Raw genomic sequence first — 15,779 nt, forward strand, 5'->3', positions numbered from 1 at the left:
ACAATCTTCATTTGACCCATCGTTCAACTCTCCTTCAAGGTGTGTCGTGTCTGAACCGAATCAACTCGCTACGCAACCTGCTGGCTTCTGGCAAGGTGCAAAAGATAGCCAAGCGATTATCTTCACTTATTTACCAGTGTCGTTTGCTTTTGGTGTGTCAGCTACTCAGTTTGGCTTTACCGCCTGGGAAGCACTGTTCCTGTCCTGCTCGATGTATGCAGGTGCCAGCCAGTTCCTGGTGGTCGCTCTCTTAGGTAGTGGAACATCTATCTGGATGACGGCATTAACCGTGATTGCCTTGGACATTCGTCATCTGCTTTATGGCCCTGCGTTACAAAATCTGATTCAAGACCGGCTGAATTTAAAGAAAACGGCAATCTGGTCTTGGGGTTTGACCGATGAAGTTTTTGCCTCCGGCATGATCAAGCTCTCGCAACGGCGACAGGAATGGTCAGAATCCTGGATGCTCGGTTTAAGCCTGTTTAGCTGGATGTCTTGGGCACTCGGATCTTTCCTCGGTGGATTGTTTGCCGATCAGGTCAGCAACCTGCCGCAATTCTTACAGGCTGCGCTGGATTTCTTGTTACCTGCGCTGTTCCTGAGCTTCTTGTTAGCCGCTTTTGAGAAAAAACATACTTTTGTTGTAGCTGTCACAATTCTGGTGTCTGCGATTGCCTGTTATTTTATCGACCTGTCTGCCGCGATCTTTATCGGTATCAGTTCTGGTATTTTCGCAGGCCTGTTCAAGCACTATATTTTGAAACAGCCAGATCCTGAACACGCAGGAGATCAAGCATGAATCTAGAGATTATTCTGGTCGGGATTTTAGTCGGGATTGCCAATTTTGCCTCGCGCTTTGGTCCTTTTTTTGTCATTCAAAAATTTCAGCAAGGTTCGCAAAAACGCGGAGCGTTGTGGCTAAAAATTGCCTTGGGTTCAATTGGCATCGCTGCGATCAGCTCCATGTTGGTAGTTGCTACCCTGCCACCTTTATTAGAAACGCCGAATAAAAGTTTTGCGATGCTGGTTGGCTTTATTGTGCTCACGGTTTTGTACTTTAAGTTTAAACGTATTGTGATGGCGACACTGACCGCAGCGCTCACCTATGGCCTGGTTTACACCTATGTTCCAGTACCCTTTTAAGCTTTAACTCGTTGATCAATCGAAACAAAGACTTATGCTAAACTCATAGTATAGGTCTTTTTTATATAACAATAAAAACAAGGAAGGATGCGCATGTTTGAGGTCAAACAGGTGATTGAAGGCAAAATCTTTATTCATCATCGGCGCGATGAAATGTTAACCGTATTCCATCGACATGAAGTGCCGGCACAATATTTTGAATGTTTTATCAATGCTCAAAATTTTACCGGACATTTTGTCGAAATACATGCTCAACCAGCAGATCAAGTTCGGGTGGTTTATATTAAAAAGAATAGCACCCATCAAATTATTGCTATGCTTAATCAGAGCCAACACGTGCTGCATCTTCATCCTTTGACATTGATTTTGGGTAAATGGAGCTTCAGACATCGTGTCCTGCCGAATACTCTAAAAATTTTTGCTGGTTTATTTGCGCTCCTTTTTATTCTTTTTTCAGCTACCGCCTTTTCAGCAGATCAGTTCCAGCTCACCACCATCTTGCGAGACTGCATTCAATTCACAGTTTTTGGGCTACTGTTATTTTTGCTGTGCTTTGTACTGCCTTTTGTATTGCCCTATGCGTATTTCCTGCATGTTCGTACATTACGTCTGTTAAAGATGCTAAATATCAATACTGAACAAGTTGCACAAATAGAAAAGCTCAAGTCTCAAAGCGGGATTTATCTTCTGCAAACGCAGTCTGACAGCGATGTGAAAATGACAGCGCCTCCTTATTAAAATCTAGAAAAACTTTATAAATAAAACTGTTGGTCAATATCACAATTTTGTATGAATCTTAGCTTAACTGTCGGCTCAGTTCTGCTATGCTAAAAGTCCATAAAATCAAGCATGGATGATCCACATGAGCGTGACTATTGGTACTCCCCTTCAATCTTCTGCCTATAAAGTTCTATTATTGGGTTCTGGTGAACTGGGCAAGGAAGTGGTGATTTCACTACAACGCCTTGGAGTCGAAGTTCATGCTGCTGACCGTTATGATCATGCCCCTGCCATGCAGGTTGCGCATTATTCCTATACCTTGAATATGGCAGATGCTGTAGAACTCAAACAACTCATCAATCAAATCCAGCCACATTTAATTGTTCCTGAAATTGAAGCGATTGCGACCGAAGTTCTGCTTGAAATAGAAGCCCAGAACATTGCTACAGTCATTCCTTCTGCTAAAGCCGTCAATCTGACTATGAACCGTGAAGGTATTCGTCGTCTGGCTGCGGAAGAACTCGGTCTGCCAACTTCAGCTTACCGTTTTGCCGACAGTTTAGAATCCTTCCGCGCGGCCTGTGACGATGTCGGCTATCCAAACTTTGTGAAACCGGTGATGTCATCTTCAGGCAAAGGTCAGTCTCGTGTTACCCGTTTTGATGAAGTCGATGCTGCCTGGGAATATGCGCAAACCGGTGGCCGGGTCAATCAGGGTACTGTGATTGTAGAATCACAAATTGACTTTGATTTTGAAATTACCTTATTGACTGTTCGTGCAAAAAATCCAGAAACCGGCGAAATCGAAACGTCTTATTGCGACCCGATCGGACATCGTCAGGACTCAGGTGATTATGTGGAAAGCTGGCAGCCTCAACCGATGACTCCAGCCGCGCTGGAAGAATCCAAGCGCATTGCCAACAAGGTCACTACAGCACTTGGTGGCTGCGGAATCTTTGGAGTGGAACTCTTTGTAAAAGGCGACAAAGTATGGTTTAGTGAGGTTTCCCCACGTCCACACGATACTGGACTGGTGACTTTAGCCTCCCAATTTCAAAGTGAATTTGAGCTGCATGCACGTGCTATTTTAGGCTTGCCGGTGAATACTGCACGACATAGTGTGGCTGCCAGTGCGGTAATTTATGCTGGAGTAGATGGCCGTAATCTTTCATTTTCTGGCCTGAATCTTGCTTTAGCAGACGGCAATACCGATTTGCGCCTGTTTGGCAAACCTGAAGGTTTTAAACGTCGTCGTATGGGCGTTGCCACATCACGTGCGGAAAACATTGAACAGGCACGTGAACTAGCCCTACAGGTCGCAAACCAAGTTAGCGTCAACCAAAACTAAGCTGAAATACCAACGGACGACTGTACATGATCAACACCCATCCACTGCTGAATTACGCTAAAAGCAACCATGACATTAAAGCCATCAATCAATGGCGCAGTGATGTCGAAAATCAGCTTCAGGAAAGTTTTGAAAATGGGCAGTCGATTCGGGATATTATTCTGGCGCGTTCCAATCTGATCGATGAAGCCCTGCAGTTTCTCTGGCAGCATGCCGAACTGGATCAAACTGATTTGGCCCTGTTTGCTGTCGGGGGCTATGGCCGTCGTGAAATGCTGCCTTATTCTGATGTCGACATCATGATCTTGTCAGAAGACGAGATTAACCCGGAACAGGAACAACTGATTTCTACATTCATTTCATCGCTTTGGGACGTAGGGAATTTCAAACCCGGTATCAGTGTTCGCACCATCAATGAATGTGTCAATCAGGCCAGCAGTGATTTGACCGTTGCCACGACCCTGATTGAAGCCCGTCTGATTATTGGCAATGAAAACCTGTGCAAATGGCCACGTCGCATCGTGTCACGTACCTGGACCGACAAAACCTTTTTTGATGCCAAGATGGATGAGCAGCATAAACGCTATGCTCAGCACAACAATACCGAAAGCAATCTGGAACCGGATATTAAAAATGCGCCGGGCGGTATTCGTGACATCAACCAGATTGGATGGATTGCCAAACGGCATTTCCGCGTCAATCGCATTTACGATCTGGTGCACCTCGGTTTTATTTCAGAATTTGAACTCGGTGTGCTCGAGGAAGCAGAGAGTTTTCTCTGGGAAATCCGTCATCACCTGCACCGCCTGACCAAGCGCGATGAAAACCGCTTACTGTTCGATTATCAGCGCGACATTGCAGCCAAATTTGGCTATGTACGTGAAGAGGCGCATCATCCGAACTATCCAATTGAACAGTTCATGAAGCGCTATTACCGCAGTGCGCAGCAAGTGTCTACACTGAACGAAATGCTGCTGGCCTATTTTAATGAATCGGTCATTACGCCACGTTTACCGCAATATGAACGCCAGATCGAAGAAATCAACCAGAACTTTAAACTGGTCGATGGCAAACTGGCTGTGCAACATCATAAGATTTTCTCGGAAAATCCAAGCGCAATTCTGGAAATTTTCTATCTGCTGGCCAATCGTCCTGAAATCGAAGGCATTCGTGCGCGTACCTTACGCCTGCTGACCTTGGCTGGAAAACGTATTGATCAGGATTTCCGTGATAATCCGGTGCATCAGGCACTGTTTATGGCGATTATCCGTTCACCGCATCGACTCTATGACACCATGGTTGCCATGAAGCGTTATGGTGTGCTTGGAAATTACATTCCGGCCTTTGGACAGATTCTGGGACTAATGCAATATGACCTGTTCCATATCTATACAGTCGATGCGCATACCTTATTGCTGCTGCGGAACTTAAACCGCTTTAAAGAACCTGAATTTGCCAAGGAATTTCCAGTGGTCAGTTCAGTGTTTCAGCGTCTGACCCGTCGTGACATCGTCTATCTGGCAGCAATTTTCCATGATATTGCTAAAGGTCGTGGCGGTGACCACAGTGAACTCGGTGCCAGCGATGCGATTAAATTCTGCCGTAGCCATGGCTTTACTGAACGCGAAAGCAATCTGGTGGCTTGGCTGATCCAGAATCATCTGGTGATGTCTGTCACCGCCCAGAAAAAAGATATCTCCGATCCGGATGTGGTCAAAGAATTCGCCGAAAAAATGGGTGATATGGAACATCTGGATTATTTATACACTCTGACAGTTGCCGATATTAACGCCACCAATCCGAAGCTATGGAATACCTGGCGCGCCTCGCTGATGCGTCAGCTGTACACTCAGGCGCGCGATGTAATCCGTTCTGGTCTGGGCCGTCCGGTTGATTATCAAATGCTGATTGAAGATACTAAATTTGCAGCCAGTGAACTTCTGGTTCAGGACTTCTCACTGGATGAGGTAGAAAAAGTCTGGCAGGAACTTGGTGATGACTATTTCCTCAAAGAAACAGCAGATGAAATTGCCTGGCATACCCGTGCCATTTTACAACACGGCGATAATCCTGCCCCACTGGTGCTGATGCGGGCGCACCGTAAATATGCGCAGGATGCGGTACAGATCTTTATTTATACGCAGGATCAACCCAACCTGTTTGCCACCACCGTGGCTATTCTGGATCGTATGAATCTGGATGTACAAGACGCACGGATTATTACAGCGACTAAAGCCTTCAGTCTGGATACCTATGTAGTACTGGACCGTTTTGGCACCTTATTGACCGATCCGGAACGCGAGGCCACAGTGATTGAGGCTCTGAAAGATGCCTTGAGTCATTCAGATGAATATCCGGGCTTGATGCAGCGCCGGATTCCGCGTCAATTACGTCATTTTGATATTGAAAATACAGTCGATATCAGTGTCAATCCTGCCTTGAATCAGAATATGGTCGAAATTGCCACTCTCGATCATCCCGGTTTACTTGCCAAAATCGGTGGTTTATTTATGATGCAAGGGCTGGATATCCACTCTGCCAAAATTGCCACCCTTGGCGAACGTGCCGAAGATATATTCTTTGTCACCAAAAAAGATGGCAACCCTATGACACCTGGAGAATCTGCCGAATTTGCAGCTGCACTTAAAACTGCGCTGGATGAAGCTTCTCATCAGGTTTGTAGTCAACACTCACATTAAAACGCGGTTACTTATTCATGAACTCTAGCTTGTCTCTACTGCATCCTTATCCGTTTGAAAAGTTAAATCAGCTTTTTGCGGATATCCAGCCTGCAAATATGCCCTTAATTCCCCTGTCGATTGGTGAACCGAAGCATCCTGCACCGGAGTTTGTGAAACAAGCGATTATTGATAACTTTAAACATTTGTCGACCTATCCAAACAGTAAAGGCTTGCCGGAACTACGTGAAAGTATTGCTCACTGGCTGACGCGCCGTTTTCACCTAAATAGCATCAGTGCAGACAGCAATATCCTGCCTGTTTCTGGTACACGTGAAGCGATTTTCTCGTTTGTACAGGCTTTGGTGAATCGTGAAGATGCACCTTATGTGGTGATGCCAAATCCGTTTTATCAGATTTATGAAGGCGCAACACTGCTCGCAGGTGCCAAACCTTATTTCATCAACTGTACTGAGGAAAATAACTACCTTGGTGATTTTGATGCTGTTCCGGCAGAAGTCTGGGAAAAAACGGCATTGCTATTTGTCTGTACCCCGGGCAATCCAACCGGTGCAGTATTATCAAAAGAGCAGTTTAAAAAACTGATTACCCTGTCGGATCAATACAACTTTGTGATTGCTTCAGACGAATGCTATTCGGAACTGTGGTTTGATCAGGCACCCGTAGGTTTACTGGAAGTTTGTGCTGAAATTGGCCGGGATGACTATAAAAACTGTGTGGTGTTCCATTCACTGTCTAAGCGCTCTAACCTTCCGGGCATGCGTTCAGGTTTTGTTGCCGGTGATGCCAGCCTGTTAAAACCTTATTTGCAATACCGCACTTACCACGGTGCAGCGATGCCGGTACAACATCAACTGGCTTCAATCGCTGCCTGGGATGATGAAGCACATGTGGAAGAAAACCGGGTGCAATACCGTGCCAAGTTTGATTTATTCCAGAAAGAACTCGGTCACCTACTGCCACTCAAAAAACCGGATGCCGGTTTCTACTACTGGCTAAAAGTTGACAATGATGAAGCCTTTGCCAAACGTTTGATGGAAGAGGCACATATTAAAGTACTTCCGGGTCGTTATTTATCCCGCGATACTGAACAGGGTAATCCGGGTGAAAATCATGTACGTCTGGCACTTGTGGCCGATCTGGCGCAATGTGAAGAAGTTATCCAACGCCTGAAAGCTATTCTCTAAATTTTAATCATGATTAAAAACCCACTTTAGATAAGTGGGTTTTTAATTGAAATCAGATGAGCTCTATCTTCATCTCATACTGAGAAGATGACGCTGATTCTTACAAGACTTTGGCAATTTCATCTTCAAGATCTTCAGGCTTGGTGGTCGGAGCAAAACGGTTCAATACCTTGCCATCACGGCCAATCAGAAACTTGGTAAAATTCCATTTAATTCCATTGCCTAAAATACCTTTGGAATTGTTAGTCAAATAGCGAAAAATGGCGTGCGCTTCAGGGCCTTTGACATCCACCTTGGAAAACATCGGGAAAGATACCCCGTAATTCTTCTGGCAAAATTCACCAATCTGTTCATTGGAACCTGGATCTTGACCACCAAACTGATTGCATGGAAATCCCAAAATTTCCAGACCTTGATCTTTATATTTTTCGTAAAGTTTTTCTAATCCTGAAAATTGTGGGGTAAAACCACACTTACTCGCTGTATTGACGATCAAAAGTACCTTGCCTTCGTAATCTGCAAGTGGCTTGCTTTTGCCATCTAACAATTCAGCTTCAAACTGATAAATGTTAGTCATGGATAGGTTTCCTCATCATTTTTTTCTTGTGTTTCTAAGTCCAAAGAAGCCGAGTTGACACAATAACGCAAACCGGTCGGTTCTGGGCCATCCGGGAAAACATGCCCTAAGTGTGCGTCACAATGATGACAAACAATCTCAGTTCTGACCATTCCGTGTGAAGTATCAGGTAATTCTTCTACCACTGAACTGCTGACAGGACGGTAGAAACTTGGCCAGCCACAGCCGCTGTCATACTTGGTCTCAGACGAGAACAGTGGCGTGCCGCAGCAACGGCATACATAGGTGCCATCTTGCTTGGTATTCCAGTATTTTCCAGTAAATGCCGGCTCGGTTCCCTTCTCGCGCGTAATGCGAAACTCCTCAGGTGATAACTCTCTTTGCCATTCCCGGTCTGATTTATTGAGTTTTCCCATGATCACATACCTTTTTATCTTGCTATTTAAAATAGGATAATCCTATATTTACGTGATTCATTTTAAAAATTCTAGTCTTTATTCAACATTTTACAAAAGACATATAATGCCGAAAAAAAGCAAAAAGAAAGCAAATATAAAAATAAAAGTAAGCAATTTTTACATTAAATGTTTTTTAGTGAGCAAATTTAATGGTATTCTTAGCTCTAAATTTGCTCAGGATTAAAAAATGTCGCAAAAAAAGAGCGTAATTTTTAAAAATCTGCTGCCTGTGATCAAACAATATCAGCAGCTTGGATTTACGCATGAAAAAATTGTTGCACTACTTCGAGATGAACATGATCTCGATCTAGTCACAACTGAGACATTTAAAAGTTATTTATATCGTTATGCAAAAGTGACCTCCACTTCTTCCGAGAACATCAAAATGCCGAACACTTTCCAAACCCCTCGCGAGATCAAGAAATCATCTAAGCTCGAGCATGTATGCTACGACATTCGCGGACCTGTGTTACGAGCGGCCATCGAGATGGAAGAAGCCGGTCACAAAATTATCAAATTAAATATTGGCAATCCTGCCCCATTCGGTTTTGAAGCGCCGCAGGAAATTATCAACGATGTGGCTTTAAACCTGCCGAATGCGATTGGCTACACGGATTCCAAAGGGATTTTCCCGGCGCGTAAGGCGATCTGTCAGTATTATCAGCAAAAAGGCATTCTAGATATGCACGTCAATGACGTCTATATCGGCAATGGTGTGTCTGAACTGATCGTGATGGCCATGCAAGGTCTACTGGATGATGGCGATGAAATGCTGATTCCAATGCCGGATTATCCACTCTGGACGGCAGCAGTGAATCTGTCTGGCGGTACAGCGATTCACTATAAATGTGATGAAGAAAATCACTGGTATCCAGATATTACTGACATGGAAAGCAAAATCACGCCAAATACCCGTGGTATTGTGATTATTAACCCGAATAACCCGACCGGTTCGGTTTACCCACGTCATGTGTTGCAGCAAATCGTCGACTTGGCCAAGAAATATGACCTGATTTTATTTGCTGATGAAATCTACGACAAAATTATTTACGATGGAATCGAGCATGTTGCTGTAGCAGCTCTGGCTGGCGATCAGCTCTGTGTTTCGTTTAACGGTTTATCTAAAGCCTATCGTATTGCTGGTTTCCGTTCCGGCTGGATGGCCATTACCGGCGATAAAGCACGTGCCGCAGACTATATCGAAGGTTTGGATATGCTGGCATCGATGCGTTTGTGTGCCAACCATCAGGCTCAATATGCGATTCAGACTGCACTGGGCGGTTATCAGTCAATTAACGACCTAATTCGCCCAGGTGGGCGTTTATATGAACAGCGCAATATTGCCTGGGAAATGCTGAACGAGATTCCAGGTGTATCTTGTGTCAAGCCTGAAGGTGCAATGTACTGTTTCCCGAAACTGGATCCGAATGTGTATCCAATTCAGGACGATGAAAAACTGATGCTGGATTTGTTACGTGCCGAGAAAGTGCTTCTGGTTCAAGGTACAGGCTTTAACTGGCCGACACCGGATCATTTCCGTGTAGTATTCCTGCCGGCTGAAAATGAACTGCGTGAAGCCATTACCCGTGTTGGCCGTTTCCTGGCCAAGATGCGTTAATTCTTGAAATAGACAATATAAAAAACCGCGTTGATACGCGGTTTTTTATTTCTCTGAAAAAATTCAGGCTTTTGACTGATGAAATCTTAAAAATCATACCGGTTTCTTTGAGCAAATTTCTGCACTCAATGGTTTCTTCTCAGGCAATTTCCCCTCAATCATGAAGATTCATGTTATTTTTTGACCAAATATAAAATTCTATGAGTGCACGGATGTCCTCAAACACAATCAAGCTCAGCCTTTTTCTTTGTCTTAGTATGTGCTTGGGCATTGGCATTCTTCGTTTTTCTTATACTGCACTGTTACCTGGCACACGAGAAGCCTTTGGCTGGAGTACAGATTTTGCCAGCCTCTTGAGCAGTGCCAATTTGCTGGGTTATTTAATCGGTGCTTTTACCGCGATGCGTCTTCCTCAAGACCGCAGTATGAGTACCTATATTCAAATTTCAGCCTTTGCTGGCATGTTCAGCCTGATGTGTTGTGCGTTTTCTGGTTTTTCTGAAGCGTGGTATATCGCTTGGCGTATCATTTCAGGGATCAGCGGTGGACTGATGATGATCTTATCGCCGAGTGTGGTCGCGCAGTGTTGTGAACTTCAGGATCGTCTTAAAATCAACTTTATTGGTTTTAGTGGGATTGGACTAGGCGTTTTAATTGCTACCCTGTTTCTGCCTTATCTGGATCAAATTTCCATACAGACGGCCTGGCTGATCTTATGTGGTTTTGCCCTGCTCATCTGTATCGTTTTAAGTTTACTGATTCAGAAATTTAAGCCGTATTTGTCCGTACAAGCCCCTGCTGTTATCTCTACTCTATCTCTGAATAGCATCTTTTATAGTTTACTGACAGTTTATGCTTGTAGTGCTTTCGCCTATATACCGCATTCACTCTTCTGGATTGATTATTTAAGCCAGCAGTTGGGATTGAGCTTGTTCTGGATTAATTTCAACTGGATTCTGTATGGAATAGGCAGTGCCTTGGGTGCCTTTAGTGCTTATGTGCTGGCCAGAAAATGGGGTAATTTTGCTGCCCTGAAAATTCTTTATAGTCTTTATATTGGGGCTATTTTTATTGCGACTCTAAATGCTTATCCCTTACTCACTTTTAGCTCTTCCTTTTTCACTGGGATGCTAAATCCGGCTGTGGTCTTCCTGACCTCCTATACCATTTTGCAACTGTATGGACTGGCTTATAAAAAGCTCTGGAGTATTGCTACCTTGTGTTTTGCCTCGATTCAGCTGATCGGTGGACTCAGCTTTAGTGCGCTGCAATATTTTGGATTGAGCTATCATCAACAGTTCATACTGGCCACATTGGTTCTTTTATTAGGAACATTGCAATTGTTCTGGTGTACACGTCCTGCCAGACTCAAGCCTGAACAACAAACTCAGCCAGTGTCTGCTCATGGAGAAGGAACTAAATAAGGATAAGGATTGGTTGCTCCTTGCCCACCCAGATAAATCCCATAATGTAAATGCGGTGGGGTATTTTTAGCATTGCCCGTATTACCCACATAAGCGATGACTTCACCTGCTTCGACCCAGTCGCCTTCCTGAATATCCGCTGCATAATCATCCAGATGTGCATAATAATGCTGACTCATATTGGGGCCAGTCACCCAGATAATTTTCCCACCCAGATTGTTGGTACCAATCCTACGCACAATACCTGGGGTCGCGCTGAATACTGGCGTACCGCGTTTGGCAAAAATATCCGTCCCTTCATGTTTACGACCGGCACTACGGGCTGCTCCCCAGGTATCATTAATTTGACCAACTCTGACGCCTTCAACCGGAATCTGTAGCGGAGCTTCCAACTGGGCTCTCTGTAATTGCCAATACAGATAAGGGCTTTTCCAACCTGCTGCCTCCCCTGAAGGCGGTGGTTGACAGGCAGTCAGTAGAAAACCTATAGATAACAGTAAGCTTATAATCCGGAGAAATTTCACCAATATTCGCATTAAATTAAATAGATGACTTTTATCTTAATCACAACCGCCTAATTTAAAGTCACAATCCTGTTATTTTTAGTGATGATTTTATACAAGCGTTCAAATAACAAAACCCTCAAATGAGGGTTTTGTTATTTTAGGTGGATAGGAGATTATCTACGTTTTTTAGCACGAGATGGTTTCGATGGTTGTTGCTGTTGTTGCTGTTGCTGCTCTTCATTCTGAGCATTGTCCTGCTTGTCTTTTTGTTGGACCTGCTTATGTCTCGCTTTAGCTTTAGCCATGATTTACTCCTTTGGAGAAACGTCTCTATATCACTGGAAGTTCCATTCATCACTGTAACGTTTATACAAAATAAGCCAATCGCTGAGCTGTATCCAAATACGTCAATGTAATACAGTGTTTACTAAGTTATTCAGCTTAGAACGAATCATTTCTAGGCTCATTACACTTCTTACATGATCTTGCAGCCTGATACTTATTTTAACGTTTAACCTTAAACCGTTCAGCCTTTGCTTCCCAATAAAGTGATAAAAAAACCCGCCGTAATTGCGGGTTTTTTTATTCATAAATTGCATCGCAATTTCAGGCATCCATATTGGCAATAATCGCTTCACCAAACTCGGAACAACGCAGCAAGGTCGCCCCTGGCATTAAGCGCTCAAAATCGTAGGTCACCGTTTTTGCCGCAATCGCACCCGAAATCCCCTTGATGATCAAGTCGGCAGCTTCTGTCCAGCCCATATCACGCAACATCATTTCTGCTGACAGAATAATCGAACCCGGATTTACTTTATCTTGTCCAGCATATTTAGGCGCTGTACCGTGGGTTGCTTCATAAACTGCAATCGAACCGCCGATATTGGCACCCGGTGCAATCCCGATCCCGCCGACTTCCGCAGCCAGCGCATCAGAAATATAATCACCATTTAAGTTCAGTGTCGCAATTACAGAATAATCCGCCGGACGCATCAAGATTTGCTGCAAGAAGGCATCAGCAATGACATCTTTAATAATAATGTCTTTGCCTGTTCTTGGATTTTTGATTTTAACCCATGGACCACCATCTAAAAGCTCACCGCCGAAACGTTCCAATGCGACCTCATAGCCCCACTCTTTAAATGCCCCTTCGGTGTATTTCATGATATTGCCTTTGTGCACCAAGGTCACACTCGGCTTGTCATTCTCAATGGCAAATTGAATCGCTTTACGTACCAGACGCTGGCTACCTTCTTTGGAGACAGGTTTGATTCCGATTCCACAATTGTCTTCAAAGCGGATGTTGGTTACACCCATTTCTTCTTTCAAAAACTTGATAACCTTTTTCGCTTCCTGAGAATCTGCTTTCCATTCAATACCGGCATAAATATCTTCTGAATTCTCACGGAAAATCACCATGTCGGTCAGTTCCGGATTATGTACTGGCGAAGGTACCCCTTCAAACCAGCGCACCGGACGTACACAGACATATAAATCCAGTTCCTGACGTAAAGCCACATTCAAGGAACGAATACCACCACCGACTGGCGTGGTCAGTGGACCTTTAATCGATATCACATAATCGCGCAGTGCTTCGAGAGTTTCTTCAGGCATATAGGTGCCGTAAATTTTGTCAGCTTTTTCACCGCAGTAGACTTCCATCCATTCGATGGAACGCTTCCCGGCGTATGCTTTTTGCACAGCAGCATCTACCACAGTTCGCATTGTTGGTGTAATATCTGCACCAATTCCATCCCCTTCGATAAATGGGATAATTGGATTATTTGGTACGTTGAGTGACAGGTCTGCATTAACGGTAATTTTGGTACCATCCACAGGTACTACGATTTTTTGATATCCCATTATTAGTATTCTCCCGGATGCCGCTGACAAATCTAAAATAATTGCCAATTAGGCAATACTTTCAACTGTTCTTAACGCATAATATTCTAATCCAGATTTGTTGTTTTTGAGATTTATACGGGAAATAACTAAATTTCCCTTTTAAATAAACCTCTACATTTTTTAAATTAATGTAATTATAGAAGTTATTTCCTATGAAAATCGTCATTCTAAACAAACCTTATGACGTCCTCTCCCAATTCCGTGCGGATGAAAAGCACCCAACCATGGCTGATTTTGTCAACGACAAAGATTTACGTCTTGCGGGTCGTTTGGACATGGACTCAGAAGGTCTGGTTTTCCTCACCGATCACGGTGGTCTCAACCAATATATCACCAATCCTGCCAATAAAAAGTTTAAAACTTATATGGTGCAAGTGGAAGGTGATGTGACCGAAGAAGCACTTGAACAGCTTCGTAAAGGCGTTGAACTGAAAGATGGCATGACGCTTCCTGCACGTGCTGAAAAAGTGTCTGAACCGGAATGGTTGTGGGAGCGTAATCCTCCTGTACGTTTCCGTGCCTCTGTTCCGACGTCTTGGGTTGAGATTTCAATCTGTGAAGGTCGTAACCGTCAGGTTCGTCGTATGACATCTGCTGTCGGCTTCCCTACACTGCGTTTGATCCGTACCAAAATTGGTGAGATTGATTTGGTTCGTATGGGATTGCAACCGGGTGAAACCAGAGAAATTGAACCATTACTTTATCCAGACTTCCAGAATGTTCCTGCGGAAGAACCATACCGTTCACGCTCTTATGTGAAAAAGCCGGGTGGTACGGGTGGTAAGCCAATGGTTCGCAAGAACAAAGATGGTTCTGTGAAAAAGTCTGGCACCAAACGTATCTGGCAAATGGATGAAAGTGAAAAGCCGCGTCGTAAGACCAATGGCACAACTCGTCCAAATACCAAAGCACCACGTGGTCGCGGCCGCGGTCGTGGCTAAGTTTGAATAGATTCAATCAAGCTCACTTCGGTGGGCTTTTTTATTACATAACTTAAATATTTTTTTATTTTTCAATCTATTAGAATTAATTAAAGTATTCATTTTAATGTGAGTCTCATGAAAAAAATAATTTTCGCTTTAGCTGCGACTTCCCTTTCAACTTTTGGCTTTGCCAATCCGCTGAGTGTGCATGTACTTAATCAGGAAACCGGCCTACCCTCTGCTAATGTCACGGTCACCCTAGAAGCTCAACAAGGTGAGAAATGGGTCAAGCTCAATGAAGCCAAGACAGACAGTAATGGTCGTATTAAAGAATTTTATCCTAAAGACACCGCGTTACAAAAAGGCGTTTATAAAGTAACGTTTAAAACGAGTGATTGGTTTAAGGCCAATAATCAACGGACGTTCTTCCCTGAAGTGCCGGTAGTTTTTGTGATTGATGGCACGTTGGAGCATTACCATATTCCACTGTTATTAAGTTCTTATGGCTATTCAACGTATCGGGGGAATTGAGTTTATTACTTATCAATCATGTTAGATTCAAGTTCATAAAATGGATGCTTAGATTGATAAATATATGTTTTTAGTAACTTCTTATAGTCTCTTCCATTTTTACTCTGATACTCAATTATAAAATCAGCGTCAACTTCTTTATGCTTATTTAATTCATCTAATTTCGTTTGGTCTAGTTCAAACTTAATATGTTTAACCTCACTAGCTAAAAATTTATTTTCTTTAGCTATAACTGCGTTTTTTTCACCTGATTGTATTTTAAAATCAAACGCATCTTCACCCAAGTTTTCGATTATCAAATATAAGTTCGCATAACAATTAATAGTCATTTCCTTATTTGAAAATACAGTCCTAACTCTAGAACTCAATATAAGAAAACGTGGTTCTAATGTTTTTTGTACTTCTTGTAATTGAATTTTCTGAATTTCACCAAGTTGTTTTTGATATTCAACACTTTCTTTCATTTCCTGGATTTGGAGCTGTAATGCTCTTTCCTGTTGTTCTAATGCTTTTGTATTTTGCTCTAGCTGCTTACCTTGCTGCACATAGCCTAAAATCAGCCATAAGAAAGCGATAGGTGCAACTATACCTGCAAGAAAATCCCCTAATTCATTTAAAGATGTTGGATTTTTCAAATCACCAAAAAACCAAAATAGAAAAATTACAGCTAGCCATACAACTGTAATTCTAATCCCCCAATTTAAACTATTTTGATTCATCTTCTAATAATAAAAAAGCCA

General features: G+C 43.2%; 16 protein-coding genes. 10 read left to right on the forward strand and 6 right to left on the reverse strand.

The window, feature by feature from the left end:
• The first annotated feature begins 46 nt into the window (after nt 1-46).
• The 6 genes from HGD77_RS09790 (at nt 47) to dapC (ending at nt 7,097) form a co-directional block, all read left to right on the forward strand.
• Complete coding sequence (locus HGD77_RS09790; RefSeq protein ID WP_004278940.1) at nt 47-799, forward strand: AzlC family ABC transporter permease; 753 nt, start codon at nt 47-49, stop codon at nt 797-799.
• Nucleotides 796-1,143 (forward strand): L-valine transporter subunit YgaH, encoded by a 348-nt coding sequence (gene ygaH, locus HGD77_RS09795; RefSeq protein WP_004278941.1) that lies wholly within the window; start codon nt 796-798, stop codon nt 1,141-1,143. The genes HGD77_RS09790 and ygaH overlap by 4 nt, the downstream gene beginning before the upstream one ends.
• Nucleotides 1,144-1,236: 93 nt before the next feature.
• Entirely contained in the window at nt 1,237-1,881 is a 645-nt protein-coding gene (locus tag HGD77_RS09800) for a hypothetical protein (protein ID WP_004731534.1), read from the forward strand.
• Between the two features lie 115 nt (nt 1,882-1,996).
• Complete coding sequence (gene purT, locus HGD77_RS09805; RefSeq protein WP_171064269.1) at nt 1,997-3,211, forward strand: formate-dependent phosphoribosylglycinamide formyltransferase; 1,215 nt, start codon at nt 1,997-1,999, stop codon at nt 3,209-3,211.
• A 26-nt stretch (nt 3,212-3,237) separates the two neighbouring features.
• Nucleotides 3,238-5,910 (forward strand): [protein-PII] uridylyltransferase, encoded by a 2,673-nt coding sequence (gene glnD / locus HGD77_RS09810; protein WP_004731539.1) that lies wholly within the window; start codon nt 3,238-3,240, stop codon nt 5,908-5,910.
• Between the two features lie 17 nt (nt 5,911-5,927).
• Nucleotides 5,928-7,097, forward strand: a complete 1,170-nt coding sequence (gene dapC, locus HGD77_RS09815; protein ID WP_168730802.1) for a succinyldiaminopimelate transaminase — start codon at nt 5,928-5,930, stop codon at nt 7,095-7,097.
• A 100-nt stretch (nt 7,098-7,197) separates the two neighbouring features.
• On the opposite strand, the gene HGD77_RS09820 is transcribed toward dapC, so the two are convergent.
• The gene (locus HGD77_RS09820; RefSeq protein WP_004278946.1) at nt 7,198-7,674 is read right to left on the reverse strand and encodes a glutathione peroxidase; all 477 of its coding nucleotides are present in this window, start codon (nt 7,672-7,674) and stop codon (nt 7,198-7,200) included.
• Nucleotides 7,671-8,090, reverse strand: a complete 420-nt coding sequence (gene msrB / locus HGD77_RS09825; RefSeq protein ID WP_004645533.1) for a peptide-methionine (R)-S-oxide reductase MsrB — start codon at nt 8,088-8,090, stop codon at nt 7,671-7,673. The genes HGD77_RS09820 and msrB overlap by 4 nt, the downstream gene beginning before the upstream one ends.
• Before the next feature lie 229 nt (nt 8,091-8,319).
• On the opposite strand from msrB, the gene HGD77_RS09830 reads away from it, so the two are divergent.
• Nucleotides 8,320-9,750 carry a pyridoxal phosphate-dependent aminotransferase gene (locus HGD77_RS09830; RefSeq protein WP_168730803.1) on the forward strand — a complete coding sequence of 477 codons (1,431 nt, stop codon included), beginning with the start codon at nt 8,320-8,322 and terminating at the stop codon, nt 9,748-9,750.
• A 212-nt stretch (nt 9,751-9,962) separates the two neighbouring features.
• The gene (locus HGD77_RS09835) at nt 9,963-11,174 is read left to right on the forward strand and encodes a YbfB/YjiJ family MFS transporter (protein ID WP_168730804.1); all 1,212 of its coding nucleotides are present in this window, start codon (nt 9,963-9,965) and stop codon (nt 11,172-11,174) included.
• On the opposite strand, the gene HGD77_RS09840 is transcribed toward HGD77_RS09835, so the two are convergent.
• The 3 genes from HGD77_RS09840 to icd all read right to left on the reverse strand — a co-directional run bounded on the left by HGD77_RS09840 (nt 11,153) and on the right by icd (nt 13,543).
• Nucleotides 11,153-11,710 carry a M23 family metallopeptidase gene (locus tag HGD77_RS09840; protein WP_005103568.1) on the reverse strand — a complete coding sequence of 186 codons (558 nt, stop codon included), beginning with the start codon at nt 11,708-11,710 and terminating at the stop codon, nt 11,153-11,155. The two genes, HGD77_RS09835 and HGD77_RS09840, sit on opposite strands and share 22 nt — an antisense overlap.
• A gap of 143 nt (nt 11,711-11,853) precedes the next feature.
• A complete protein-coding gene (locus tag HGD77_RS17155) occupies nt 11,854-11,985 on the reverse strand; it encodes a hypothetical protein (RefSeq protein ID WP_004645538.1) in 132 nt (43 codons plus the stop codon).
• 301 nt (nt 11,986-12,286) lie between these two features.
• On the reverse strand, nt 12,287-13,543 hold the full coding sequence (gene icd, locus HGD77_RS09845; protein ID WP_153566971.1) for an NADP-dependent isocitrate dehydrogenase: 1,257 nt from the start codon (nt 13,541-13,543) through the stop codon (nt 12,287-12,289).
• 194 nt (nt 13,544-13,737) lie between these two features.
• On the opposite strand from icd, the gene HGD77_RS09850 reads away from it, so the two are divergent.
• Together HGD77_RS09850 and uraH are read left to right on the forward strand one after the other, a co-directional pair.
• Nucleotides 13,738-14,526 carry an rRNA large subunit pseudouridine synthase E gene (locus HGD77_RS09850; RefSeq protein WP_004731551.1) on the forward strand — a complete coding sequence of 263 codons (789 nt, stop codon included), beginning with the start codon at nt 13,738-13,740 and terminating at the stop codon, nt 14,524-14,526.
• 117 nt (nt 14,527-14,643) lie between these two features.
• Entirely contained in the window at nt 14,644-15,039 is a 396-nt protein-coding gene (gene uraH, locus HGD77_RS09855) for a hydroxyisourate hydrolase (protein WP_044113019.1), read from the forward strand.
• A 5-nt stretch (nt 15,040-15,044) separates the two neighbouring features.
• Here the strand turns inward: uraH and HGD77_RS09860 are convergent, their stop codons facing one another.
• Nucleotides 15,045-15,758, reverse strand: a complete 714-nt coding sequence (locus HGD77_RS09860) for a hypothetical protein (RefSeq protein ID WP_153566972.1) — start codon at nt 15,756-15,758, stop codon at nt 15,045-15,047.
• Between the last annotated feature and the right edge of the window lie 21 nt (nt 15,759-15,779).

Source organism: Acinetobacter sp. NEB149 (assembly GCF_012516415.1).
GTDB classification, from domain to species: domain Bacteria; phylum Pseudomonadota; class Gammaproteobacteria; order Pseudomonadales; family Moraxellaceae; genus Acinetobacter; species Acinetobacter lwoffii_V.

Bases quoted from the DNA above. Each gene is read 5' to 3' on its own strand.
- purT (WP_171064269.1), top strand. From the start codon at position 1,997: ATGATCCACATGAGCGTGACTATTGGTACTCCCCTTCAATCTTCTGCC.
- HGD77_RS09820 (WP_004278946.1), bottom strand. From the start codon at position 7,674: ATGACTAACATTTATCAGTTTGAAGCTGAATTGTTAGATGGCAAAAGC.
- dapC (WP_168730802.1), top strand. From the start codon at position 5,928: ATGAACTCTAGCTTGTCTCTACTGCATCCTTATCCGTTTGAAAAGTTA.
- glnD (WP_004731539.1), top strand. From the start codon at position 3,238: ATGATCAACACCCATCCACTGCTGAATTACGCTAAAAGCAACCATGAC.
- HGD77_RS17155 (WP_004645538.1), bottom strand. From the start codon at position 11,985: ATGGCTAAAGCTAAAGCGAGACATAAGCAGGTCCAACAAAAAGACAAG.
- HGD77_RS09835 (WP_168730804.1), top strand. From the start codon at position 9,963: ATGTCCTCAAACACAATCAAGCTCAGCCTTTTTCTTTGTCTTAGTATG.
- uraH (WP_044113019.1), top strand. From the start codon at position 14,644: ATGAAAAAAATAATTTTCGCTTTAGCTGCGACTTCCCTTTCAACTTTT.
- HGD77_RS09800 (WP_004731534.1), top strand. From the start codon at position 1,237: ATGTTTGAGGTCAAACAGGTGATTGAAGGCAAAATCTTTATTCATCAT.
- ygaH (WP_004278941.1), top strand. From the start codon at position 796: ATGAATCTAGAGATTATTCTGGTCGGGATTTTAGTCGGGATTGCCAAT.
- HGD77_RS09840 (WP_005103568.1), bottom strand. From the start codon at position 11,710: ATGCGAATATTGGTGAAATTTCTCCGGATTATAAGCTTACTGTTATCT.
- HGD77_RS09830 (WP_168730803.1), top strand. From the start codon at position 8,320: ATGTCGCAAAAAAAGAGCGTAATTTTTAAAAATCTGCTGCCTGTGATC.
- HGD77_RS09850 (WP_004731551.1), top strand. From the start codon at position 13,738: ATGAAAATCGTCATTCTAAACAAACCTTATGACGTCCTCTCCCAATTC.
- HGD77_RS09860 (WP_153566972.1), bottom strand. From the start codon at position 15,758: ATGAATCAAAATAGTTTAAATTGGGGGATTAGAATTACAGTTGTATGG.
- icd (WP_153566971.1), bottom strand. From the start codon at position 13,543: ATGGGATATCAAAAAATCGTAGTACCTGTGGATGGTACCAAAATTACC.
- msrB (WP_004645533.1), bottom strand. From the start codon at position 8,090: ATGGGAAAACTCAATAAATCAGACCGGGAATGGCAAAGAGAGTTATCA.